Raw genomic sequence first — 23652 nt, forward strand, 5'->3', positions numbered from 1 at the left:
GAGACCACGTTCGGACGCGTCAATTCGATTCCCGCAGTTGCCGCCAAACGGCCAACTTTTCTGCGTATGGGACTGTGGCATAGGCGGGACTGCTTGATGGCAGGCGGAGCAGTCTATATTGCCCACCGCGCTCGCCAAGCGCATTCATGCCGATTTTGGCTGCGGTCCCGCCATTGAAGGCGATGGTGACCAGATTCGGCAATGTATCGACAAGAGCGACCAGGTCATTGCTCGCATGGTCGCGTATGCGGCTATCGAGACTCCCGATACGACGGGCCTCTGCAACGACGTCCCATAAACCGATGCGGTATTCGAGCAGCTTATCGAGACGAGTTGCATAGTCCATACCGACCAGATTTTGCTCTATTGCCTCCCCAACAAGCGCCCAGAACTTGTTCTGCTTATGCGCATAGTACTGCCCATGCGCCAACGACATCTCGCCCGGCAAGCTGCCCAGAATCAGCACCCGCGTATGGGCATCGACGACCGGCGGAAAGCAGCGTTTGAGCGTCATGAGCGATGGCCTTCGTCACGGCATCGCGCGAGCGGGCGGCCGTGTTCGCGCTGGTGGGCATAGGCCGTATGCGCGGCGTGCACGGTATCCCCGCGTGCAGCAACACCGCCGTCTTCACCCGAAGCCCCTGAAGCCCCTGAAGCCCCAGAAACACTCAACGCCCCCACACACGCCCACAGCGCCGGCAGCATACACTCCGTCACCATCAAAGGCGCGCCATGCCGCTCGAACACCGAGCGGCGCGCGACCAGCACATGCGGCGCGCGCGCCACGCCCGCGCCGATTTCCCGCGCCGCCAGCGCATACAGCGGATGACGCGCCCCCACCCTGCGGCTCACCAGCGACGAGCGTGCGACGCTGCTGTCGCTATACAGCAATTCGGCGAGCGGCCGCGTGCGCAGCCGCCGCGTCGCCTGCCACACGCCGACGCTCGCCGCGCGCGGCGTCACGCTATGCGCGGCGACGAACGGCACACCCTCGACCGACAGCACGACCTCGCGCACCCATACCGGCGCGCGCGGCGCGAGTCCGAGCGCGGCGGCTTCGTCGGCCCATGGTAGCGCGACCGCTTCGCGCGTCACGCGCACCGCGACCGCGCCGAGCGCACGCAGATGAGCAGTCAGGGAACCGCCGCGAGTCAGCCAGTCTTTCTGCGCGGCGCTGAAGGTGGGCAAAGGTGCGACACGCCAGTGCGCGTCGGCGGGATCGAAACGGATAGGCATGGTGTCGGATTATAGCGGCGCGGTCTTGCAGCCCTCTTCATCGCGGCAGTTCACGGCGCCACTTCTGCAATCTGACGCATAACGCAAATGCAAACGCACCAGTGCATGCGAAAAACGCGTCAGACAAAAACCAGCCAAGCGAAACAACTCACCGCACCCGTTCGCCTCATCGGTCGCAAAACCTCGGGTACAAAACTCCGGGCGCAAAACCTCGGGCGCAAAAAAATGCGCTGCCAAAGCAGCGCATTTTCTCAACCAGGGAGCGTCAATCCAGCAACGACATCAACGCCCCCGACTCACGTTCAACCCGCGCGCGACAGCAGCAACGCATTGGTGCGCTTCACGAAGCTCGCCGGGTCTTCGAGCGAGCCGCCTTCCGCGAGCAGCGCCTGATCGAACAGCAGATGGCACCAGTCGTCGAAATTCGCGCTATCGGCATGCAGGCCCTTCACGAGCGCGTGCTCCGGATTCACTTCGAGAATCGGATGGAACGACGGCGCATCCTGGCCCGCGGCCTTCAGCATGCGCTGCAGGTAGCCGCTCATTTCGCCGTCGTCGGCAACGAGGCACGACGGCGAATCGGTCAGGCGGAACGTCAGACGCACGTCCTTCGCCTTGTCCTTCAGCGCGTCCTTCATCTTCTCGACGAGCGGCTTGAACTCCTCGCCGACCTTCTCCTGCGCCGCCTTTTCCTCGTCGTTCAGCGCGCCGAGATCGAGGTCGCCGCGCGCGACGCTTTGCAGCGGCTTGCCGTCGAATTCGTTGAGGAACGACAGCATCCATTCGTCGACGCGATCGGTCAGCAGCAGCACTTCGACGCCCTTCTTGCGGAACACTTCGAGGTGCGGGCTATGCGCGGCGGCCTGCCAGGTATCGGCGGTCACGTAGTAGATCTTGCTCTGCTCGGGCTTCATGCGCGCGACGTAGTCGGCCAGCGCCACGGTCTGTTCGGCCGTGCCCGTATGCGTCGTCGCAAAACGCACGAGCTTCGCGATGCGCTCGCGATTGGCGAAATCCTCGCCGATGCCTTCCTTCAGCACCTGGCCGAATTCCTTCCAGAAGCCCGCGTACTTTTCCTTGTCGGCGTCGTTGTCCGAATTGGCAAGTTCTTCGAGCATCGACAGCGCGCGCTTCGTCACGCCTTCGCGAATCGCCTTCACGTCGCGGCTTTCCTGCAGGATTTCGCGCGATACGTTGAGCGGCAGATCGGCCGAATCGACCACGCCCTTCACGAAGCGCAGATACGTGGGCAGCAGTTGCTCGGCGTCGTCCATGATGAACACGCGCTTCACGTACAGCTTCAGGCCGCCGCGCTGCTCGCGGTTCCACAGGTCGAACGGCGCGTGCGCCGGCACGTACAGCAGTTGCGTGTATTCGCTGCGGCCTTCGACGCGGTTATGCGTCCACGTGAGCGGGTCCTGATGATCGTGCGAGATGTGCTGATAGAACTGCCTGTACTGCTCGTCGCTGATGTCATTCTTCGAGCGGGTCCACAGCGCACTCGCCTGGTTGACGGTCTCGTCCTCGTCCTTCGTGACCATCTCGCTCTTTTCCGCGTCCCACTCTTCCTTCTGCATCAGGATCGGCAGCGCGACGTGGTCCGAGTACTTCTGGATGATCGACTTCAGGCGATGCGACGACAGCAGTTCGTCCTCGTCGGCACGCAGATGCAGCGTGATGGTCGTGCCGCGCGCGGCGCGCTCGATCTGCTCGACCGCGAAATCGCCCTCGCCCGCGCTTTCCCAGCGAACGCCTTCGGCGGCCGGCAAACCGGCGCGGCGCGTCTCGACCGTGATCCTGTCGGCAACGATAAAGCCCGAGTAGAAGCCCACGCCGAACTGGCCGATCAGCGCCGCATCCTTCTGCTGGTCGCCCGACAGCTTGCCGAAGAACTCCTTGGTGCCCGAGCGCGCGATCGTGCCGAGGTTCGCGATCGCTTCGTCGCGGCTCATGCCGATGCCGTTGTCGTCGATCGTGACGGTGCGCGCAGCCTTGTCGTACGAGACGCGAATCCGCAGGTTCGGATCGTTTTCGTACAGCGCGCTGTTTTCGATCGCTTCGAAGCGCAGCTTGTCGGCCGCGTCGGACGCGTTCGAGATCAGCTCGCGCAGAAAGATTTCCTTGTTGCTGTACAGCGAATGGATCATCAGTTGCAGAAGCTGCTTCACTTCTGCCTGAAAGCTCATGGTTTCTTGGGCCATGGTCGGACTTCCTCTCTGTTGCGAATCAGGTTTCGGGCGATGGGGTGCCGGGCGACAAGGTATCGAACCGCGGCGAACCGGGGTTCGAACCCGCGTCCGGGTCCCGCGGGCGGGCCGAGGCTCACATCAAAGTGCGAGCGAGGCCGCGCCGGATCGTTCGCGCAAATGGGGACGCCCCGGCGCGGTTTCAAGGGGGGCCGGACAGTTCAGGCCGGGCGGCGCGCGACGCCGTCGAGATAGCGGCTCAGAAACGCCGGCAATTCCGGATCGCCGCAATTGGCGATATTGAAGCGCATCCACGTGCTCGGCGACTGCTGCGGCGAAAACAGCCCGCCCGGCGTCAGCAGGAAGCCGGCCTCGTGCCCGGCCGCGGCGAGCGCGCCCGCGTCGACGCCGGTGTCGGCCCACAGGAACATGCCGGCCGTCGGCGTCAGAAACAGTTTCAGGCCGGTCTTTTCGAGTACCCGCACGGCTTTGTCGCGCACGCCGTCGAGCCGCGCGCGCACGCGCTCGACGTGCCGCCGGTAGTGGCCTTCGGTCAGAATCTTGTAGATCACGCGCTCGTTGAGTTCGGGGCTTGTCATGCCGACCAGCATCTTCTGGTTGCTGACCACCCGCGCGACGTCCGGCCCGCACGCGATAAAGCCGACGCGCAGATTCGGTGCGAGCGTCTTCGAAAAGCTGCCGAGGTAGATCACGCGCTTCAGCTGATCGAGGCTCGCGAGCCGCGTGCCCGGGTAGCCGGGCGGGCACAGGTCGCCGTAGATGTCGTCCTCGACGACGATGAAGTCGTACGCCTCGGCGAGGCGCAGGATGCGGAACGCCTGGGCGGCGGAGAGCGACGTGCCGGTCGGGTTCTGCAGCACCGAGTTGATGACGAGCATTTTCGGCCGCCATTCCTGCACGAGCGCTTCGAGCGCGTCGAGATCGGGGCCGTCCGGCGTGTACGGCATGCCGACGAGCCGCGCGCCCTGCGCGGCGAAACAGGCGAACATCTGGAACCACGCCGGATCGCCGACGATCACCGCATCGCCCGGCTTCACGTAAATGCGCGAAATCAGGTCGATCGCCTGCGTGACACCCGACACCATCACGATCTGCTCGGGCGACGCGCCGATCTCCAGTTCCTCGAGCCGCGTCTGCAATTGCTGGCGCAGCGGCAGAAAACCCTGCGCGGTGCCGATGCCGAGCATCTGCGCGCCGCTTTGCCGGCCAAGCGTGCGCAGCGCATTGGTAATCAGGTCGCCGTCGAGCCAGCGCGCCGGCAGGTAGCCGAGGCCGGGGCTGCGCTCGGGCCGCGCGCCGGTGTGGAGCATGTTGCGCAGCAGCCAGACGACGTCGATATTCGCCGGCGCGGGTAAGGTTTCGGCGCGCGGGGGCAGTTCGCTGAACGTCGCGCTGCTCTGCCGCTCGCGCACGTAGAAGCCGGAGCCGCGCCGCGATTCCAGATAGCCTTGCGCGACCAGCCGCTCGTACGCCTCGACCACCGTGAAGCGCGACACGCCCTTGTCGAGCGCGAGCTTGCGGATCGACGGCATGCGCATGCCGGGGCGGAACACGCGCTCCTCGATGCGGCGGCACGCCCACTGGACGAGCTGCTCGACCAGCGTCAGCGACGCCGTGTCGTGTGGGGCGGGAATCTGGGCAAGCGGGACGGACATGACGGGCTCCAACTGTACCGAATAGTATCGCGTCGATTGTACCGTTACTGTGCCGGTCGCGGCCGTTACATTGAAGCGTCACGAAGCGTGATGGCGCGGCGCGCAGACCTCGCAAATACGTTGCAAGCGCGCCGCAGCGGACTGCCTACCACGCTCCGCCAGCCATCCGCATGGCCCGCCGATCCGGCAAACGGTTATGCTTACGGCCCCGGCAGCGCCGCCTGTACACCTCGCGCGCTGCGGCCTCGTTGCCAGCCCCCCGTTTTCGCCGCTCCGCGTCGCTTAGCCATGACAGCTCATTCGCTCAGTCTCGATCACCTCGTGATTTCCGCCCGCACCCTCGACGAGGGTGTCCAGTACGTCGCCGCGAGACTCGGCGTCGCGCCGGCGGGCGGCGTCGCGCATCCGCTGATGCGCACGCACAACCGCCTGCTGAGCCTGTGGGGCGGCGTCTATCTGGAAGTGATTGCGCTCGATCCGCATGCGCCGGCGGAGGCCGGGAGCGGCACGCCGCGCCCGCGCTTCTTCGCGCTCGACGACCCGGCGACGCACGCGCGGCTCGAAAACGGGCCGTATCTGTCGCACTGGGTCGCGCGCGTCGAGCGGCCGAGGCATCTCGCGACCTGGCAAGCGCAGTATCCGCAGCGCATTGCGCCGGTCGTGCCGATGACGCGCGGCGATTTCACATGGGGCCTGACCGTGCCCGACGACGGCGCGTTCCCGGCCTGGCAAGGTGCCGGCGACGGCGTGCTGCCCTCGCTGATCCAGTGGGAGACGACGCGGCAGCCGTCGCAGGTGCTGGCGCCGGCGAATCTCGCGTTGAAGACGCTGAGAGCCGTGCATCCGCAGGCCAAACTGATCGGCGAGCAATTGCGCTGGCTCGGCGCCGCGCATCTGCTCGACGTGCAGCCTAGCGACGGCGCCGCGGCGCTCGTCGCCGAATTCGAAACACCCGAGGGCCCGCGGACCCTCGCATAAAGCAGCGCGTGCGACCCTGCGGTTTCGTGCCCGGTGGCCTGCTCCAGCGGCGCTCCCCGCCGAGTCGCGCGATAATCGATAATTTGACCGGTTCCAGAAATACCAAGCAGAGGAGAGCATGGACCAAAGCGACCTGAAAGCCCCGACGTGGCAATTGTCCGAACGCGCGCGCAAGCTCACGAGCTCCGCGATTCGGGAGATCCTGAAGGTAACGGAGCGGCCCGAGGTCATTTCGTTCGCAGGCGGCCTGCCCGCGCCGGCCACCTTCCCGGCCGAGCGCATGCGCGAAGCCGCCGACCGCATCCTGCGCGACACGCCCGCCGCCGCGCTGCAATACAGCGCGACCGAAGGCTATCTGCCGCTGCGCGAATGGATCGCGCAGCGCTATTCGAGCAACGGGGTGCAGATCCGAGCGTCGCAGGTGCTGATTACGACCGGCTCACAGCAGGCGCTCGATCTGCTCGGCAAGGTGCTGGTCTGCCCGGATAGCCCGGTGCTGGTCGAAACGCCGACCTACCTCGGCGCGCTGCAATCGTTCTCGATGTACGAGCCGCGCTACGTGCAGGTGCCGACCGACGAGCAAGGGCTGATCCCCGCAGGCCTGAAGCCGGAACTGACCCAGGGCGCGCGCCTGCTCTACGCGCAGCCGAACTTCCAGAATCCGACCGGCCGCCGCCTGCCGGTCGAGCGCCGCCGCGCGCTCGCCGAATTCGCCAAGACCGCGCCGTTCCCGGTGATCGAGGACGACCCCTACGGCGCGCTCGACTACGCGGGCGAACCGCTGCCGACGATGCTGTCGATGGCGCCCGATCACATCGTCTACCTCGGCTCGTTCTCGAAGGTGCTTGCACCGGGTCTGCGGGTCGGCTTCATCATTGCGCCCGAAGAGCTGATCTTCAAGCTCGTGCAGGCCAAGCAGGCCACCGACCTGCACACGCCGAGCTTCACGCAGCGCATCGTCCACGAAGTCATCAAGGACGGCTTTCTCGACACGCACGTGCCGACCATCCGCGAGCTGTATCGCAACCAGTGCGAGGCGATGCTCGCCGCGCTCGCGCGCTGCATGCCTGAGGGCGTGAGCTGGAACCGTCCGGAAGGCGGCATGTTCATCTGGGTCGATCTGCCCGCGCAGATCGACAGCATGAAGCTGCTCGAGGAAGCGGTCGCGCAGAACGTCGCGTTCGTGCCGGGCGGCCCGTTCTTTGCGAACGAGGCCCAGCACAATACGCTGCGCCTGTCGTTCGTCACGGTGCCGCCGGCTAAAATCGACGAAGGTGTCGCGCGTCTCGCCGCGCTCGTGCGCGCGAAGCTCTGAACGCCCGCCCAGGCGGCATCGGGGCGAAGCCGGCGCGCTGTACGCGCAAACTTCGCCCCGTCTTCATTAACGCAATCTCACTGAATCGAGGACTCAACATGGCTCAATCGAACGTGTACGACAAGCTCAAGGAACTGGGCATCGAACTGCCGTCGGCGGGCGCGCCGGCCGCCGCCTATGTGATGAGCGCGCAAAGCGGCAACACGGTTTACCTGTCCGGCCACATCGCCAAAAAGGACGGCAAGGTGTGGGCCGGCAAGCTCGGTGCGACGCTCGATACCGAAGAAGGCAAGGCTGCGGCGCGCTCGATCGCGATCGATCTGCTCGCCACGCTGCATGCGCACGTCGGCGATCTGAACCGCGTCAAGCGCATCGTCAAGCTGATGAGCCTCGTCAATTCGACGCTCGAATTTACCGAGCAGCATCTGGTCACGAACGGCGCGTCCGAACTGATCGCCGACGTGTTCGGCGAGCGCGGCAAGCATGCGCGCTCGGCGTTCGGCGTCGCGCAGATTCCGCTCGGCGCATGCGTCGAGATCGAGATGATCGCCGAGGTCGAATAAGGCATCGCGCATCGACGGGTCGTGCGGATTCGCGCGGAGCGTGACATGGCACGGCGATACCGTCGGCATCGGCCCGCCGTCGCAAACAATTAACGAACCGTTCACGCGCAATTCACCGCGCATGGCATTTGAAACGCGCCGCAGAGTGTGAGCCACCTGCGGCGCGTTTGGCTTATCGAGCGAACTGGATCGGCAGCGCGGACACGGATAGAATCCGCGAACGCCCTTCACGCCGGATGCGCCGAATCATGCCGATGCCCGCTCACACCGTCCGTTTCAAACAGGTCGACGTCTTCACGTCGACGCCGTTCAAAGGAAACCCGCTGGCCGTCGTATTCGATGCCGACGCGCTCGATACGAAGCAGATGCAGGCCATCGCGCGCTGGACCAATCTGTCCGAAACCACCTTTCTCTCGACGCCCACCGATCCGGCCGCCGACTATCGCGTGCGCATCTTCACGCCGGGCGGCGAATTGCCGTTCGCGGGCCATCCGACGCTCGGCACCGCGCATGCGCTGCTCGAAAGCGGTTATCGGCCGAAGCAGGACGGCAAGCTGATCCAGCAGTGCGGCGTCGGGCTCATCGAACTCGAAGCCTTGCATGACGCCGACGGCACACGCAACGCATGGGCCTTCGCTGCGCCGCCCGCGCGCGTCACGCCGCTGGCCGAACGCCATTACGAAACACTTGCGGCGGCTTTACGTAGCAATGCGATCGATTTCAGCGCCACCCCGTGCGCGGTCGACAACGGTGCGCCGTGGCTCGTCGTGCGGGTCGATTCGGCGCGCAGCTGTCTCGCGCTCGAACCCGACGCGGCCGCGCTCGCCGACCTCGTGCACGCGGCCGACACGCATGGGCTCGCGGTCTACGGTCCGCACGACGCCGAGGGTCCCGCGACGTTCGAAGTCCGCTGCCTGATGGCGGGCCGCGCTTTCGGCGTCGGCGAAGACCCGGTGACGGGCAGCGCCAACGCCGCGCTCGCGGGTCTGCTGAACGCGCAGCAACGGCGGCCCGGCCCGCGCTACACGGTGCGTCAAGGCACCGTGCTCGGGCGCGCGGGCGAGGTGTCGGTTCTTTACGACGATGCGCGCGGCAAGATCTGGATCGGCGGGCCTTCGGTGACGATCGTCGACGGTACGTGCCGGCTGACGTGAATGGCCCGATAAGCGGCCCGATGAGCGACGCCGCAAGCAACGCACGTTGCATAGCGACATCACTCGGGCAAGGCGCAGGCACGCTCGGGCGGCATCACCTGACGCCCTATCTTGCCGCGCCGAACCACAAAAGGCCGCATCGTAAGGCATGGCAATTGCAACCCATGCATATTGAATGACCGATGCGCGACCGGAAAACCCACGCAGGTCCATGCCGTTCGAGAAAACCTATTCGAGAAATCACGCATGTATTGCGGCATAAACATTGCCGGCATGCAGGGCCAATCCGGTTCAAGGCAAGTGCGCGCCGCGCCAGCGTATACCCCATGCCCTGACGCTTCCTTAATCCAACCTCATTCAGTAATATCGGAAGGAATTCGATGATCTGTGGACTGTCAGGCACGGCGCCACGCCCGCCCCTTCTGCGCAGCAGCTTTGGCACCCTCTCGGTCACCATGCAGCCATCCATGAAATCAGCGCAGTCGATGCCCGGGCATTCATGCCGAGCCCATACCCGGCAACGGGCCTCACGATGAGTCAGTCCCGCTTCTCCGACCCGCGCGAAGCCAGGCCGCGCCGCGACCCGGCATTCACGCGCCGGCGGGCGTTGCTCGTCATTCCCGCGCTCGGCGTGCTGGTCCTGATCCTGCTTTGGACCGTGATTTTCGCGCGGCTGTCGGTGGAAAAAGAAGCGACTTACCGCGAGGCCATGGCCTCTTCCGCGATTCTTTCCGCGGCACTCGAACAGCATACGATCAAGGCGATTCACCAGGTCGATCAGATCACGCGCTTCGTCAAATACGAGTTTGAAAAAACGCCGAATCATTTCGATCTCGCGAGCACCGTCGAAAAAGGCGTCGTGCAAAGCGAAACACTCGTCCAGGTCTCGCTGATCGACGAACACGGCAAGCTGATCGCCAATACGGCCGAACTCAACCCGAAGCACATCGATCTGTCCGACCGCGAGCACTTCAAGGTCCACGAACACGAGAACGACGACCAGCTGTACATCAGCAAGCCGGTGCTCGGCCGCGTGTCGGGTCACTGGACCTTGCAGATGACGCGCCGCCTCAATCATCCAGACGGCTCGTTCGCGGGCGTCGTCGTGGTCTCGGAAGACCCCGGCTATTTCACGTCCGACTTCTACAACAACGCCGCCATCGGCCGCGAAGGCGTGATCGCGGTGATCTCGGACAACGGCACCGTGCTCGCGCGGCGCACCGGCCGCACCAACGATGCGAGCGGCACCTTCACCGCGAGCGGCACGTATCCGACTTCGGAACACGTGTCGGGCACCTACGTCGATTCGATCGACGGCGTCACGCGCATCGTCTCGTACCGGCATATCGACGGCTATCCGCTCGGCGTGCTGGTCGGTCTTTCGCAAGCCGAAGAATTCGCCGACTACAACCACACGCGCAACGTCTATCTGCTGATGGCGGGCTTCATCTCGCTCGCGATGCTGAGCTTCTTCGCGGTCGCGACCGGACTGATCGGCAAGCTGCTCGGCCGCGAGCGCGAGATGACGCACCTCGTCGAATACGATCTGCTGACCGGCCTGCGCAACCGCTACGCGACGCTGCAGGCGCTGCGCCACGACGTCGCGCAGCCGTCCAATCTCGGGCGTCTCGCGATCCTCTTCATCGATCTCGACAACTTCAAGACCGTCAACGACACACTCGGCCACAATGCCGGCGACATCGTGCTGCAGATGACCGCCTCGCGCCTCGCCGCGGCGGTCGGCGAAGGCGGCGCGCTCTCGCGCATCGGCGGCGACGAGTTCGTCGTCGTGCTCAAGGGCGACGACGTCGAGAAGCGCGCGGTCGCGCTCGCCGAAGCGGCCGGCGAAGCGTTCTCGAAACCGTTCGAGGTCCGCGGCAGCTCGTTCGTACTGCATGCGAGCATCGGCATCGCGCTGTACTCGGTCGCGAACGAAAACGAAATCGACCTGCTCAAGAAAGCCGACCTCGCGATGTACAGCGCGAAAGACGCCGGCAAGAACTGCTACCAGTTCTATTCGCCGCATCTGTCGCATCGCGCGGACCATCTGATGAAGTGGGAACAGCAATTGCGCGTCGCGCTCAGCGAAGGCCAGCTGTTCCTCGCCTATCAGCCGAAGATCGATCTGACGCAGCGCTGCATTACCGGCTTCGAAGCGCTGGTGCGCTGGAATCATCCGCAGCACGGGCTGATTCCGGCCAACGAGTTCATTCCGGTTGCGGAATCGACCGGCCTCATCGTGCCGATCGGCGACTTCGTGATCGAAACCGCCTGCCGGCAACTCGCGCAGTGGCAGCAACAGGGCTACGACACGCTGTCGCTCGCGGTGAACATTTCGGCCGTGCAGTTCTGGCGCGGCGACCTGTACGAAACGATCTCGCACGCGATCGAGGAAACCGGCATCTCGGCGCGCCGCCTCGAACTCGAGATCACCGAGACGACGATGATGGAATATCCCGAAGTCGTCTCCGAAAAAATCTTCGCGCTCAAGCGTCTCGGCGTGCGCATCGCGCTCGACGATTTCGGCACCGGCTATTCGTCGCTCTCGTATCTGAACCGCTTCTCGGTCGATACGCTCAAGGTGGACCGCTCGTTCGTCCAGGCCATCCCGGGCGACCGCAGCGTCTGCGTGATGGTCACGGCGATCGTCAATCTCGCGCGCTCGCTCGGGCTCACGGTGGTGGTCGAGGGCACGGAAACCGAAGAGCAGATTGCATGGCTCGCGGCGCTCGGCCATATCGAGGCGCAGGGCTTCCTGTTCTCGCGGCCGGTGCCGGTGGAGGCGATCCCGGCACTGCTCGAACGCTTCGGCGTATGCGGCCTCGGCAACGCGGGCGACCGCCACGCCACGCGGGAAACCGACAACACGAGCAGCGTGTCGAGCACCAACCCTTAAGGACGGGGCCCGCGCACGGGCTCCCGTGGCGCCATGCAGACCGTCACGAACGAAGATGCCGCCGGACGCCGGCAGCCGGAGCCGCTAGGGACGCTGTTCCGGGTCGTGTTCGGCCTGTCGGCGCTCTCGTGGGGCGGCCTCGCGCTGATGGCGCAGCTCGAACATCACTACGTCGAACGCGAGGGGCGGCTCTCGCGCGTCGCCTTCGCGGACCTGATCGCGCTCGCGTGGATGGTGCCCGGGCCGGTCGGCTGCAACGTCGCCGTGCAACTCGGCCACGCGCTGCGCGGACGCGCCGGCGCCTGGGTCGCGGGCATCGCTAGCGTGCTGCCCTTCTTCACGCTGATGACGCTGTTCGCGATCTTCTACCGCACCCCGCTCATCCACGCGATCGCCTCGCAAACGCTGTTGCAGCACTTCAGCGTCGTGCTCGCGACGCTGATCGCGGTAACCTGGTACAAGCAGACGCGCGCGCTCGTGCGCGGCAAGCTCGAATGGAGCGCGGCGGTGCTCGGCTGTGTCGCGCTCTTCTATGCGCACAATGCGGCGGCCTACGTCGTGATGCTCGGCGCGGCGTTCGGCACCGGCTGGTTCGCGAGCCGCGAGCGCGACACGCGGCTCGCGGTGTCGCTCGCACGCGGCGACTACCGGCTGCTCGCCGCGCTCAGTCTGCTGCTCGTGCTGTTCGCGCTGCCCGTGCCGCATCGCTACGAACTCGCGCTGCTGTGGCCGCGCCTCGCGGGCGCGGGCATGACGCTGTTCGGCGGCGGCTTCTCCGCGTTACCGGTGTTGAAGATCCTGTTCGTGACGCCCGCGATCGGCGTATCGGATAACGATTTCACGCTGGCGTTCTCTCTGTCGCCGTTGTCGCCCGGGCCGCTATTGAACGTGGTGCCGTTCCTCGGTTATCTCATCGGCGGCTGGCCCGGCGCGCTGATCGCGACGCTCGCGCTGTTCCTGCCGTCGGGCTGCCTCGTCGTGCTGGCGCAGCGGCATCTGCATCAGTTGAAGACGAACCCGCGCTTCGAGCATGGCATGAAGATTTTGCGCGCGGTCACAACCGCGTTTCTCGCGATGGCGGTGCTGCGCATCGCCGCGCATGTGCCGTTGAAGCCGATCTATCTGCTGACCGCGCTGTTCTCCGCGACCTGCTTCGCGAAGCTCAAGGTACCGGTGTATGCCGTGTATGGGACCGTGGCGGTCATGTGCGGACTGTGGCTCGCGTTCGGCGCGCCGAGCGGGTAGACGGCTTGGCGCGCCTTCGCCATTGTCTGTTTGGAGCGATGGAGCCGCCCGGGCTCACATGAAGCTCAGAACCCGCGCGACAGCACCGCGACGCCGATCGTCACCACGCCGAGCACGATATTGATCAGCACGAGACGCCGGACCGTGCCGACCGCCCGCGCGCCGTCGGGCCACTTCTGCGCCTGCACGGCACGGCGGATGCGCGGAAACACCGCGAAGCGGATATGCCCGAAGATCAGCATCATGACGATGCCGAGGCCGGCCATCGCATGCAAAGGCCAGGTGGCATGACCGCCGCCGAATTGCATCAGCAGGAAGCCACCGCTGATCAGAATCACCAGCACCGAGACGCCGACCCAGTTGAAGAAGCGGCCGAACACCGATTCCCATAGCGGCAAACGCAATTGGGGCGAGAGATCGCCGAGCGCCGGACGCAGGCAGAAATGCGCGAACACCATGCCGCCAACCCACACCGCCACGCCGAGCAGATGCAGAAAGAGCGCCGCCTCGATAGCCTTGTTCATTTAGTTTTCCTCTCCCACGACGCCATACCGTTTAGGACACTTGATCTTGCTCAGCCGCCACTGAGCGCGTTCGACCATGCGTGATGCGGGCAGTTCCGGGGGCCTGCGAATAATTGTGCCGTATTGCTTCGTTATATTGCTTCGCCGTATTGCTACGTTGCATTGCTTCATTTCTGTCGCGGCGCCGGCGGGCCGCCGCGACACCATCGCTGTGCGTTCGCTTGCGACAGTCTGCTGCCACGTCCCGCACGAACTTTTTTGCGATAACCCGCGAGCGCCCCGCATGCTAGCAGGCGCGCACCGGTTTCTCATGTCAAAGTTTGTTAAACGGGCTTGGCGGCTCTTTCAGTGGCGCCCTCATCGGCTTCGTGAGTCAGGCCGGCAACACCGGACGCATGCCGTCGAGCTTCATCTTGCTCCCGGGCGCGCGGCCCTTGCGCGCGCGCTTGCCGACGTGCGCCGCAAGCTCGGCGCCGGCCAGCTTCTCTTCGTCGACGCGGCCGCCGCGACGCGTGCCGATCAGCACCAGACCGGCCTTGTCGATCGCGAGCGCCTGCACGAGCGCCTCGTTGTCGTCGAGCGCCATCAGCGTGACGCCACGCCCGCCGCCCGAGAGCGTCTTCATCTCGTCGAGACCGAACACGAGCAGACGTCCCCCCGAAGACAGACACGCGACCTGCACCGCATAGGGCAGCATCGGCATCGGCGCGAGCGGCGCGGCGCCCGCGTCGATCGTCATGAACGCCTTGCCGGCCTTCACGCGGCTCACCATGTCGCCGACCTTCGCGATAAAGCCGAAGCCGTTGCTCGACGCGAGCAGCAGCGCCTGATCCGCCGACGCCGCGTAGTAGTGCATCAGATGGCTGCCCGATTCGAGTTCGATCAGCGACGTGACCGGCACACCGTCGCCGCGCCCGCCCGGCAGTTGCGCGACCGCGACCGAATAGACGCGGCCGTTGCTGCCCCACGCGATCAAGGTGTCGGGCGTGCGGCACTGGAACGCCGCATAGAGGCCGTCGCCGGCCTTGAAGCTGAAGCCCGCCGCGTCGAGCCCGTGGCCCTTCAGCGCGCGCACCCAGCCCTTCTGCGACACCACGACCGTGACTGGCTCGTCGACCACGCGCGCTTCGAAGGTCGCGCGCTTTTCCTGCTGGATCAGCGTGCGGCGCTCGTCGCCGTACTGCTTCGCGTCGGCTTCGATTTCCTTGATGAGTTGACGCTTCATCGCCGATTCGCTGCCGAGCAGTTCTTCGAGCTTCGCTTTCTCGTCGCGCAACTCGGCCAGTTCCTTCTCGATCTTGATCTTCTCGAGCCGCGCCAACTGACGCAGCCGGATTTCGAGGATATCTTCGGCCTGGCGGTCCGTGAGCCCGAACGCGGCCATCAATGCGCTCTTCGGCTCGTCCGATTCGCGGATGATGCGGATCACTTCGTCGATATTCAGGAAGACGATCATCCGGCCTTCGAGAATATGAATCCGGTCGTCGACCTTCGACAGACGATGCTGCGTGCGGCGCGTGACCGTCGCGAAGCGGAACGCGATCCACTCGTGCAGGATTTCGCTCAAGCCCTTCTGACGCGGCCGGCCGTCGCCGCCGACCATCACCATGTTGAGCGGCGCGTTCGATTCGAGGCTCGTATGCGCGAGCAGCGTGTTGACGAACTCGGTCTGGTCGATGCGGCTCGACTTCGGCTCGAACACGAGACGCACCGGCGCATCCTTGCCCGATTCGTCGCGCACCGCGTCGACGAGCGCGAGCAGCGTCTGTTTGGTCTGCAACTGCTCGGGCGTGAGCGCCTTCTTGCCGAGCTTGATCTTCGGGTTGGTCTGTTCTTCGATCTCTTCGAGCACCTTCTGCGCGGCCGTGTTCGGCGGCAGTTCGGTGATGACGAGTTGCCACTGGCCGCGCGCGAGGTCTTCGATCTTCCAGCGCGCCCGCACCTTCAGGCTGCCGCGGCCGGTCTCATAAGCAGCGGCGATTTCCGCCTCGCTCGAAATGATCTGGCCGCCGCCCGGAAAGTCCGGGCCCGGCACGTGCTGCATCAACTCCGCATGCGAGAGCTTCGGATTGCGGATCAGCGCGACCGCCGCGCCCGCGACCTCACGCAGGTTGTGCGAGGGGATTTCGGTTGCGAGACCAACCGCGATGCCCGATGCGCCGTTCAGCAGCACGAACGGCAGACGCGCCGGCAGCACCCTCGGCTCGTCGAACGAGCCGTCGTAGTTCGGCATGAAGTCGACCGTGCCTTGGTCGATTTCGCTGAGCAGCAGCTTCGCGATCGGCGTGAGGCGCGCTTCGGTGTAGCGCATCGCCGCCGCGCCGTCGCCGTCGCGCGAGCCGAAGTTGCCCTGGCCGTCGATCAGCGGATAGCGCATCGAAAAGTCCTGCGCGAGACGCACGAGTGCGTCGTACGCGGACTGGTCGCCGTGCGGGTGATATTTACCGAGCACGTCGCCGACCACGCGCGCCGATTTGACCGGCTTCGCGTTGTCGCCGAGGCCCATCTCGTTCATCGCGAACAGGATGCGGCGCTGCACCGGCTTCTGGCCGTCGCAAACGTCCGGCAGCGCGCGGCCCTTGACCACGCTGACCGCATATTCGAGGTAGGCGCGTTCCGCGTAGTTGCCGAGCGTCAGAAAGTCGCCCTCCGGAGGCGGCGGCTCGTTGAAAAGGTCGAGAGTGTTATCGTCGTCCATCTAGATTCCGTATCCGTGTTTGGCTTGAAGTGTCGTATGCGGCGGTGGCGCTGAAGCTGCAACGCGGCGCTCAGATGTCCGCTTCCACTTCGTTGCCCTTCTCTTCGAGCCAACTGCGGCGCGACGCCGCTTCGCCCTTGCCCATCAGCATCGTCATGCGCGCGACGGTCGCGTCGTAGTCGAGTTCGCCGAGCGCGACCGGTTGCAGGCGGCGCGTGTCGGGATTCATGGTCGTGTCCCACAGCTGCTCGGCGCTCATTTCGCCGAGACCCTTGAAGCGGCTGATCGACCACTGGCTCTCGCGCACGCCGTCCTTGCGCAGCTTGTCGAGAATCGCTTCGAGCTCGCCTTCGTCGAGCGCATAGAGCTTCTGCGCGGGCTTCTTGCCGCGCGCGGGTGCGTCGACGCGGAACAGCGGCGGACGCGCTACGCACACGTGGCCGCGCTCGATCAGTTGCGGGAAATGCTTGAAGAACAGCGTAAGCAGCAGCACCTGGATATGCGAACCGTCGACGTCCGCGTCCGACAGAATGCAGATCTTGCCGTAGCGCAGGTTCGACAGATCGACCTTGTCGTCCGGGTTATGCGGATCGACGCCGATCGCCACCGAAATATCGTGCACCTCGTTGTTGGCGAACAGGCGATCGCGCTCGGTCTCCCACGTGTTCAGCACCTTGCCGCGCAGCGGCAGGATCGCCTGGTACTCCTTGTCGCGCCCCATCTTCGCGGAACCGCCGGCCGAGTCGCCCTCGACGAGGAACAATTCGTTGCGCGCGATTTCCGTCGATTCGCAATCGGTCAGCTTGCCTGGCAGAACGGCCACGCCCGAACTCTTGCGCTTCTCGACCTTTTGCCCCGCGCGCGTGCGCGCCTGCGCCTGCTTGATGACGAGGTCCGCGAGCTTCTTGCCGTGCTCGACGTGCTGGTTGAGCCACAGTTCGAGCGCGGGCCGCGCGAACGACGACACGAGCTTGACCGCGTCGCGGCTGTTCAGGCGCTCCTTGATCTGCCCCTGGAACTGCGGGTCCAGCACCTTCGCCGACAGCACGAACGACACGCGCGCGAACACGTCTTCGGCGAGCAGCTTCACGCCCTTCGGCTGCAGGTTATGCAATTCGACGAAGCTCTTGACCGCCTGGTAAAGACCGTCGCGCAAACCCGACTCGTGCGTGCCGCCCGCGGGCGTCGGAATCAGGTTCACGTACGACTCGCGCATGAGCGGGCCTTCCTCGCTCCATGCAACGACCCATGCCGCGCCCTCGCCTTCGGCGAACGTCTCTTCGCTCGAACGCGAGCTTTCCGCGTAGCGCTCGCCCTCGAACAGCGGAATCAGCAGATCGCTGCCGTTCATGCCTTCGAGCAGATAGCCGCGCAGGCCGTCGTCGTATTTCCAGCTTTGCTGTTCGCCGGTTTTTTCGTTAATGAGTGTGACTTCGACGCCCGGCAGCAGCACTGCTTTCGAGCGCAACAGGCGCTGCAATTCGCCGAGCGGCAGGTTCGGCGAGTCGAAGTATTTCGGATTGGCCCATGCGGTCACGCGCGTGCCCGACCTCTTGTCGCCCTTCGCCGCGGCGCGCGTGACGAGCGGCTTCGCAACGTCGCCGTTGGCGAAGCTCAGTTCGGCGACCTTGCCGTCGCGCCACACGGTGACGTCGAGCCGCGTGGACAGCGCGTTCGTGACCGACACGCCGACGCCGTGCAGGCCGCCCGAGAACGTGTAGGCTCCGCCGGCGGCCTTGTCGAACTTGCCGCCCGCGTGCAGGCGCGTAAACACGATTTCGACGACCGGCACGCCCTCTTCGGGATGCATGCCGAATGGAATGCCGCGGCCGTCGTCCTCGACCGAGACCGAATGGTCCGCATGCAGGGTGACCGTGATTTGCCGGCCGTAGCCGCCGAGGGCTTCGTCCGAGGCGTTGTCGATGACTTCCTGAATGATGTGCAGCGGATTCTCGGTGCGGGTGTACATGCCGGGTCGTTGCTTGACCGGCTCCAGACCCTTCAACACCTTGATCGACGCTTCGCTATACGCGGCGTTTGGCTTTTTCGTGGACATGATTGACTCGGTGCGTCTCGGTTCATCGTTGTCCACAGGTCCTGTGGACAGGTCCGTGGACAATACGTTGAGTTTTCAAAAAAAGCGAAACGAAACAACGGGGTTAGGCGAGGTGCCCGCGCTGCGGGCAAGCTGTTTTGTCGCGCGGCTTGCCGCTGGCGCACCCGCTCGCGCGGTCTCGCGCAACCCGGCCGGCGCGCCTGCCGGGGCAGCCTGTTCGCGGGGTATTGTACTGATTTCGATAACGTCGGCAATTGACGGCGCGCGGAATTGGCCGTCCGGACAAGGCCCGCCAGGGCACGGAGACATGCGCGCGGCGACGCGCACGAGGTGCGGAAAAGCGCTGCATGGCGCGGGGCGGCGGGTGCAGGCACGCCCGCCGCCCTGCGCCGAACCGATTACTTGCGCCGGTTTTCCAGCTCGTCCCAGCGTTCGAGCGCAACCAGCAGCTCTTCGTCGATCTCGGCATAACGCTCGGTCAGACGCGCGCCTTCGCGCGCATCCCTCGCGAACACCGAGCCGTCTTCGAGTTGCGCGCCGATCGCTTTCTGCTCGGTTTCGAGGTCGGCGATCATTTGCGGCAGCGCTTCGAGTTCGCGCTGCTCCTTGAACGACAGCTTCACGGTGCGCTGCGCATTGCGGCCCGCGGCGCTGTCCTTCGCCGCGGTGTCCTTCGGCGCTTCCTTGCCCGCGTCCTTCTGCGCGTCGAGCACAAGCTGCTCCGAGCGATCGCGCTGGGTCTGCCAGTCCGTAAAGCCGCCGACGTATTCGCGCCACTTGCCCTCGCCTTCCGAGGCGATCACCGAGGTCACGACGTTGTCGAGGAATGCACGGTCGTGGCTCACGAGCAGCACCGTGCCGTCGTAGTCGATCAGCAGTTCTTCGAGCAGTTCAAGCGTGGGAATGTCGAGGTCGTTGGTCGGCTCGTCGAGCACCAGCACGTTGGCCGGCCGCGCGAACAGACGCGCGAGCAGCAGCCGGTTGCGCTCGCCGCCCGACAGCGACTTGACCGGCGAACGCGCGCGCTCCGGCGCGAACAGGAAGTCGCCGAGATAGCTCATCACGTGCTTCTTCTGGCCGTTGATTTCGACCCACTCGCTGCCGGGGCTGATGGTGTCCGCGAGACTCTTTTCGAGGTCGAGCTGCGCGCGCATCTGGTCGAAATACGCGACCTGCAGATTCGTGCCGGTGCGCACCTTGCCTTCGTCCGGCGCGAGTTCGCCGAGGATCGTCTTGAGCAGCGTGGTCTTGCCCGCGCCGTTCGGACCGACGAAGCCGATCTTGTCGCCGCGCATGACCGTGGCGGTAAAGCGGTCGATCACCGTGCGCGTGCCGTAGCGCTTCGTCACGTCCGTCAGTTCCGCGACGATCTTGCCGGACTTCTCGCCCTGACCGACGTCGAGCTTGACGTTGCCCTGCACGTTACGGCGCTCGGCGCGTTCGTTGCGCATCTGCACGAGCCGTGCGATACGGCCGACGCTGCGCGTGCGGCGCGCCTCGACGCCCTTGCGAATCCACACTTCTTCCTGCGCGAGCAGCTTGTCGAACTTCTCGTTCTCGATGCGCTCGACTTCGAGCTGCTGCGCCTTGCGCGTCTGGTACGCCGAGAAATTGCCCGGATACGACAGGAGCCGCCCGCGATCGAGTTCGACGATGCGCGTCGCGACGCGGTCGAGAAACGCGCGATCGTGCGTGATGAACAGCAGCCCCGCGCGCAGCGACACCAGCAGTTCTTCGAGCCAGCGGATGCCGTCGAAGTCGAGATGGTTGGTCGGTTCGTCGAGCAGCAGCACGTCGGGCTGCACGACGAGCGCGCGCGCCAGCGCGACGCGCTTCTGCATGCCGCCCGACAGCGAGCCGACGCGCGCCTCGCCGTTCAGGCCGATCTGCTGCAGCGTGGTGGCGACGCGCGTGCCCCAGCTCCAGGCGTCCGTCGCGTCGAGCGACGATTGCAGCGTATTCATGCGCGCGAGCAGCGCGTCGTGTTCCGCGCCCTCGGGCGTGTCGGCCAGCTGATGCGCGACCGCGTCGTATTCGTCGAGCAGCGCGCGCGCCTCGGTGAGACCGGCGGCGACCGCGTCGAACACGGTGTCGTCGACGTCGAACTCGGGCTCCTGCGGCACATAGACCGTGCTCAGATGCTGTTGACGCGTGATGAGGCCGTCGTCGGGTTTGGCGAGATCGGCGACGATCTTCAGCAGCGACGACTTGCCCGCGCCGTTGCGCCCGATCAGTCCGACGCGCTCGCCCGCTTCGAGCGAGAAATCCGCGTGATCGAGCAGCGCGACGTGACCGAACGCCAGTTGGGCTCCGGTGATGGTGTAAAGCGACATGGGAATGGGAAAAGACAGCGATGAGCCGAAGCCGCTCATTGTACCGGGTGTGCCGGGTGTGCCGGGTGTGCCGGGTGTGCCGGGTGTGCCGGGTGTGCCGGGCGCGGAGCCGGTCGCCGGGATGTGTCCGGGGGGACACGCGAGGGAAGCGTGGGGAAACGTGAGGAAAGCGCGGGCGAACTCGTACGAGCGACGCGCCATGCAACGCATGGACGAGGCACGAGCACGCGCCACACAAACGGCGCGGGCAGGCAGCGTGCGCGCCTGCCCTGCTTGCCGGAACGGCGGCTTATTTCACGTGCTTGCTCGACGTGCTTATTTCACGTGAACCGTGATCGTCTTGCTCATCTCGGGACCATACGAGCGATGCATGCCGTCGCCGAATTGCAGCGTCAGCGTATGGTCGCCCGACGGCAGCGTCAGATCGGTTTCGGTCTGTCCCTTGCCGAAGTGCAGCGACTTGTCGGTCGCGGGGATAACCTCGCCCTTCGGCAGCGGCTTGCCGTCGATCAGCAGATGGTGGTGCCCCGTGCCTTCCGTCATCGTGCCGGCCGGCGCGATCTTCATGCCGTCGAGACCGAACACGACATGCACCGGATTGCTCACCGTCGCGCCATCGGCCGGCTGCACGAAGTAGACGCTCGCGGCCTGCGCCACACCCGAAACGGCCAGCAGCCCTACCGCTGCGATACCTGCCAACCAACTGTTTTTAAACATCGTTTTCTCCTTTCAGAAAGGACAATCGCGCACGTGGTGACGCCACGCTCGCCTGAGGCGAATCGCCGCAATGCGTGCGAAGCACGCGGCGCGCCTGTCGAATGAAATAGCTGCGGATCAAGCATACACGCTGCGTATGACGAGGCCCGTCCATGATAGCGAAGGCGCGTTGCACGAGGCGTAGCCCGGGCCGTTCGAGGCCGGGGTGACGAATTCCGGTAATATTGCGGGTCGCCGCGCCGCCCCAAAAAGGGGCGGACCAAGCCGGCCATTGCATTGAAAGAGAGAGTACGTCGTGAGTGAAGTAATCGAAGTGACTGAATACAAGAGCTGGGTCTGCCTGATTTGCGGCTGGATTTACAACGAAGAAGAAGGCCTGCCCGAGGAAGGCATCGCGCCCGGCACGCGCTTCGCCGATATCGCCGAAGACTGGCGCTGCCCGCTGTGCGATGTCGGCAAGGCAGAGTTCGCAGTGGTGGAGTTTTGAGGCAGGCGGGTTGAATTGCACGGCGGCGCGGCACGCTTGGGCGTGTGAATAAGCGCCGCGCGGTTGGCCCGGAGAAAGGCCATGCGGCCCGGCAGACGATGTCTGCCGGGCTGTTTGTTTTTGCGGGGTCGTGGGCAGGCGCTCCTTTTGCCGGAGCGGGTTTGATATACTCTGCCCTCGCTGGCGAATTTGGACTTCATGTCCTCGCGGATATCAGCTATATCCGCTTCGGTCCTCTCTCCCTGTAGTTCAATGGATAGAACAAGTGCCTCCTAAGCGCTAGATACAGGTTCGATTCCTGTCAGGGGGACCAGATAGCTTCCCAGCGTCTCCCAAGATTGCCCAGAAAAGCCCCGTGTGCTTTGCGCTGCGGGGCTTTTTGCTGCCATCATTGACCAAGGTATTCCCAATACAAGCCAGATTGTTTGGGGATATCTCCGAATACCCCCAAAATCGATACCCCCAAAACCATGCCCAAGCAGATTGCCCCGCTGACCGAGCTTCAAATCCGCAAGGCCAAGCCAGCTGAACAGCCCTACCGCTTGGCCGATGGCAAGGGGCTCTACCTTCAGGTGATGCCAAACGGCTCGCGCTACTGGCGGATGAAGTACCGGTTTGACGACAAGGAAAAACTGGCCTCGTTCGGCGTTTATCCTGAGGTAAGTCTCGCAGACGCCAGAAAGGCATGCCTAGTCGCTCGGCAACTATTGACCGCGGGCACTAATCCGTCGGAGCAGAAGAAGGAAGTGAAGCGTGCGCGGGCACTGGAATCCGAAACCACCGCAACGTATGAAGAAGCGAGCCACTGCAAAAAACCGATAGTGATTGCGAGAATCGTGATTCGGAGGTCATCAATTATCGTATTTAGCCGGCGCTTCCCGCCGAGCACCGGAATCGCCGACAGGACGACTCGTAAGCAACCGTAATCAGCGGTCACAATTCCTCGCGAACTAAGGCCGTGAGTGCCCTTTCTTACAAGGAAGAAAGGAGCACATCATGATTAGAATCGCGTTGGTAGTGGGGTTGTTGGCTGCACTCTCGGGTTGCGCCGCATACCCTGCGGGATATGGATACAACGACCCTGGATACGCTTACGGTCCTGGCTATGCGCCCGGCTACGGCTATGGTGGCGTCAACGTATGGGTAGGCGGTGGAGGTGGTTACCACCGTGGCGACTACCGTCATAGAGACTGGAATCACGGCCACGGGCGCTGGGAAGGCGGTCGCGGCGGCCATGGCGGTGGACATGGCGGCGGAGGTCACGGCGGCGGCCATGGACATTGAGCAATGTCCTGGCTAGCGCTAAAGGCCCTCTTTGAACGACTTGACCTCTCGCCCGCTACGGCTTGAGGTATACGCGCCACTCGGGAAACTGCCCGAAGAAGCTTTCGCTCACGGAAACCTGATAGAGCGTGTGCGTCCCCCAAGGTTTCCCGGAGAAAAAACCGTACGCCTTGCACTGGGGAGTGTCAGAATTTCCGTGTTCAAGGCGGGTTGAAATTCACACGGATGGTCGAACGAATCGATCCTCATAAAGAATCGCGAACTGGTTCATGGCCGACTTCCAATCATGAGCGGCGCGTCCCCA

At 64.7% G+C, this 23652-nt stretch carries 17 protein-coding genes and 1 tRNA gene; 9 read left to right on the forward strand and 9 right to left on the reverse strand.

Translation table 11 applies throughout. The annotated features are described in order from the left end of the window. Nucleotides 1–19: 19 nt before the first annotated feature. The 4 genes from F3J19_RS30720 to F3J19_RS30735 form a co-directional block, all read right to left on the reverse strand. Complete coding sequence (locus tag F3J19_RS30720; protein WP_167049992.1) at nucleotides 20–514, reverse strand: DNA-deoxyinosine glycosylase; 495 nt, start codon at nucleotides 512–514, stop codon at nucleotides 20–22. Then, nucleotides 511–1236: a chorismate lyase gene (locus F3J19_RS30725; RefSeq protein ID WP_167049994.1), complete on the reverse strand. Its 726-nt coding sequence runs from the start codon at nucleotides 1234–1236 to the stop codon at nucleotides 511–513. The genes F3J19_RS30720 and F3J19_RS30725 overlap by 4 nt, the downstream gene beginning before the upstream one ends. Nucleotides 1237–1538: 302 nt before the next feature. Continuing rightward, complete coding sequence (gene htpG, locus F3J19_RS30730; protein WP_167049996.1) at nucleotides 1539–3437, reverse strand: molecular chaperone HtpG; 1899 nt, start codon at nucleotides 3435–3437, stop codon at nucleotides 1539–1541. A gap of 206 nt (nucleotides 3438–3643) precedes the next feature. After that, a complete protein-coding gene (locus F3J19_RS30735; RefSeq protein ID WP_167049998.1) occupies nucleotides 3644–5098 on the reverse strand; it encodes a PLP-dependent aminotransferase family protein in 1455 nt (484 codons plus the stop codon). A 288-nt stretch (nucleotides 5099–5386) separates the two neighbouring features. Between F3J19_RS30735 and F3J19_RS30740 the strand changes: the two genes are divergently transcribed. The 6 genes from F3J19_RS30740 to F3J19_RS30765 all read left to right on the forward strand — a co-directional run bounded on the left by F3J19_RS30740 (nucleotide 5387) and on the right by F3J19_RS30765 (nucleotide 13249). Continuing rightward, nucleotides 5387–6076: a VOC family protein gene (locus tag F3J19_RS30740; RefSeq protein WP_167050000.1), complete on the forward strand. Its 690-nt coding sequence runs from the start codon at nucleotides 5387–5389 to the stop codon at nucleotides 6074–6076. Between the two features lie 118 nt (nucleotides 6077–6194). Beyond that, nucleotides 6195–7391: a PLP-dependent aminotransferase family protein gene (locus tag F3J19_RS30745; RefSeq protein ID WP_167050002.1), complete on the forward strand. Its 1197-nt coding sequence runs from the start codon at nucleotides 6195–6197 to the stop codon at nucleotides 7389–7391. 98 nt (nucleotides 7392–7489) lie between these two features. Beyond that, complete coding sequence (locus F3J19_RS30750) at nucleotides 7490–7954, forward strand: RidA family protein (RefSeq protein WP_167050004.1); 465 nt, start codon at nucleotides 7490–7492, stop codon at nucleotides 7952–7954. A gap of 254 nt (nucleotides 7955–8208) precedes the next feature. Further along, nucleotides 8209–9108, forward strand: coding sequence for a PhzF family phenazine biosynthesis protein (locus F3J19_RS30755; protein ID WP_167050006.1), 900 nt, complete (start codon nucleotides 8209–8211; stop codon nucleotides 9106–9108). Between the two features lie 532 nt (nucleotides 9109–9640). Continuing rightward, nucleotides 9641–12004 carry an EAL domain-containing protein gene (locus F3J19_RS30760; RefSeq protein WP_167050008.1) on the forward strand — a complete coding sequence of 788 codons (2364 nt, stop codon included), beginning with the start codon at nucleotides 9641–9643 and terminating at the stop codon, nucleotides 12002–12004. Nucleotides 12005–12037: 33 nt separating this feature from the next. Next, nucleotides 12038–13249, forward strand: coding sequence for a chromate transporter (locus F3J19_RS30765; protein ID WP_167050010.1), 1212 nt, complete (start codon nucleotides 12038–12040; stop codon nucleotides 13247–13249). Nucleotides 13250–13314: 65 nt separating this feature from the next. On the opposite strand, the gene F3J19_RS30770 is transcribed toward F3J19_RS30765, so the two are convergent. The 5 genes from F3J19_RS30770 to F3J19_RS30790 form a co-directional block, all read right to left on the reverse strand. Continuing rightward, nucleotides 13315–13773, reverse strand: coding sequence for a CopD family protein (locus F3J19_RS30770; protein WP_167050012.1), 459 nt, complete (start codon nucleotides 13771–13773; stop codon nucleotides 13315–13317). Nucleotides 13774–14146: 373 nt separating this feature from the next. Then, a complete protein-coding gene (gene parC / locus F3J19_RS30775; RefSeq protein ID WP_167050014.1) occupies nucleotides 14147–16471 on the reverse strand; it encodes a DNA topoisomerase IV subunit A in 2325 nt (774 codons plus the stop codon). A gap of 70 nt (nucleotides 16472–16541) precedes the next feature. Next, the gene (locus F3J19_RS30780; RefSeq protein ID WP_167050016.1) at nucleotides 16542–18527 is read right to left on the reverse strand and encodes a DNA topoisomerase IV subunit B; all 1986 of its coding nucleotides are present in this window, start codon (nucleotides 18525–18527) and stop codon (nucleotides 16542–16544) included. A 398-nt stretch (nucleotides 18528–18925) separates the two neighbouring features. After that, on the reverse strand, nucleotides 18926–20860 hold the full coding sequence (locus F3J19_RS30785; protein ID WP_167050019.1) for an ATP-binding cassette domain-containing protein: 1935 nt from the start codon (nucleotides 20858–20860) through the stop codon (nucleotides 18926–18928). Nucleotides 20861–21175: 315 nt separating this feature from the next. Further along, on the reverse strand, nucleotides 21176–21577 hold the full coding sequence (locus F3J19_RS30790) for a DUF4399 domain-containing protein (RefSeq protein ID WP_167050021.1): 402 nt from the start codon (nucleotides 21575–21577) through the stop codon (nucleotides 21176–21178). 295 nt (nucleotides 21578–21872) lie between these two features. Here F3J19_RS30790 and F3J19_RS30795 point away from each other — a divergent pair, with 295 nt between their 5' ends. The 3 genes from F3J19_RS30795 to F3J19_RS30805 all read left to right on the forward strand — a co-directional run bounded on the left by F3J19_RS30795 (nucleotide 21873) and on the right by F3J19_RS30805 (nucleotide 22990). Beyond that, nucleotides 21873–22064, forward strand: coding sequence for a rubredoxin (locus tag F3J19_RS30795; protein WP_167050023.1), 192 nt, complete (start codon nucleotides 21873–21875; stop codon nucleotides 22062–22064). A gap of 238 nt (nucleotides 22065–22302) precedes the next feature. Then, a tRNA-Arg gene (locus F3J19_RS30800) sits at nucleotides 22303–22377 on the forward strand. A 157-nt stretch (nucleotides 22378–22534) separates the two neighbouring features. Next, nucleotides 22535–22990 (forward strand): Arm DNA-binding domain-containing protein, encoded by a 456-nt coding sequence (locus F3J19_RS30805; protein WP_167050025.1) that lies wholly within the window; start codon nucleotides 22535–22537, stop codon nucleotides 22988–22990. Nucleotides 22991–23652 lie beyond the last annotated feature (662 nt).

It is taken from the genome of Burkholderia sp. Ax-1724 (assembly GCF_011752995.1).
In the GTDB taxonomy this organism is placed as follows: Bacteria; Pseudomonadota; Gammaproteobacteria; order Burkholderiales; family Burkholderiaceae; genus Paraburkholderia.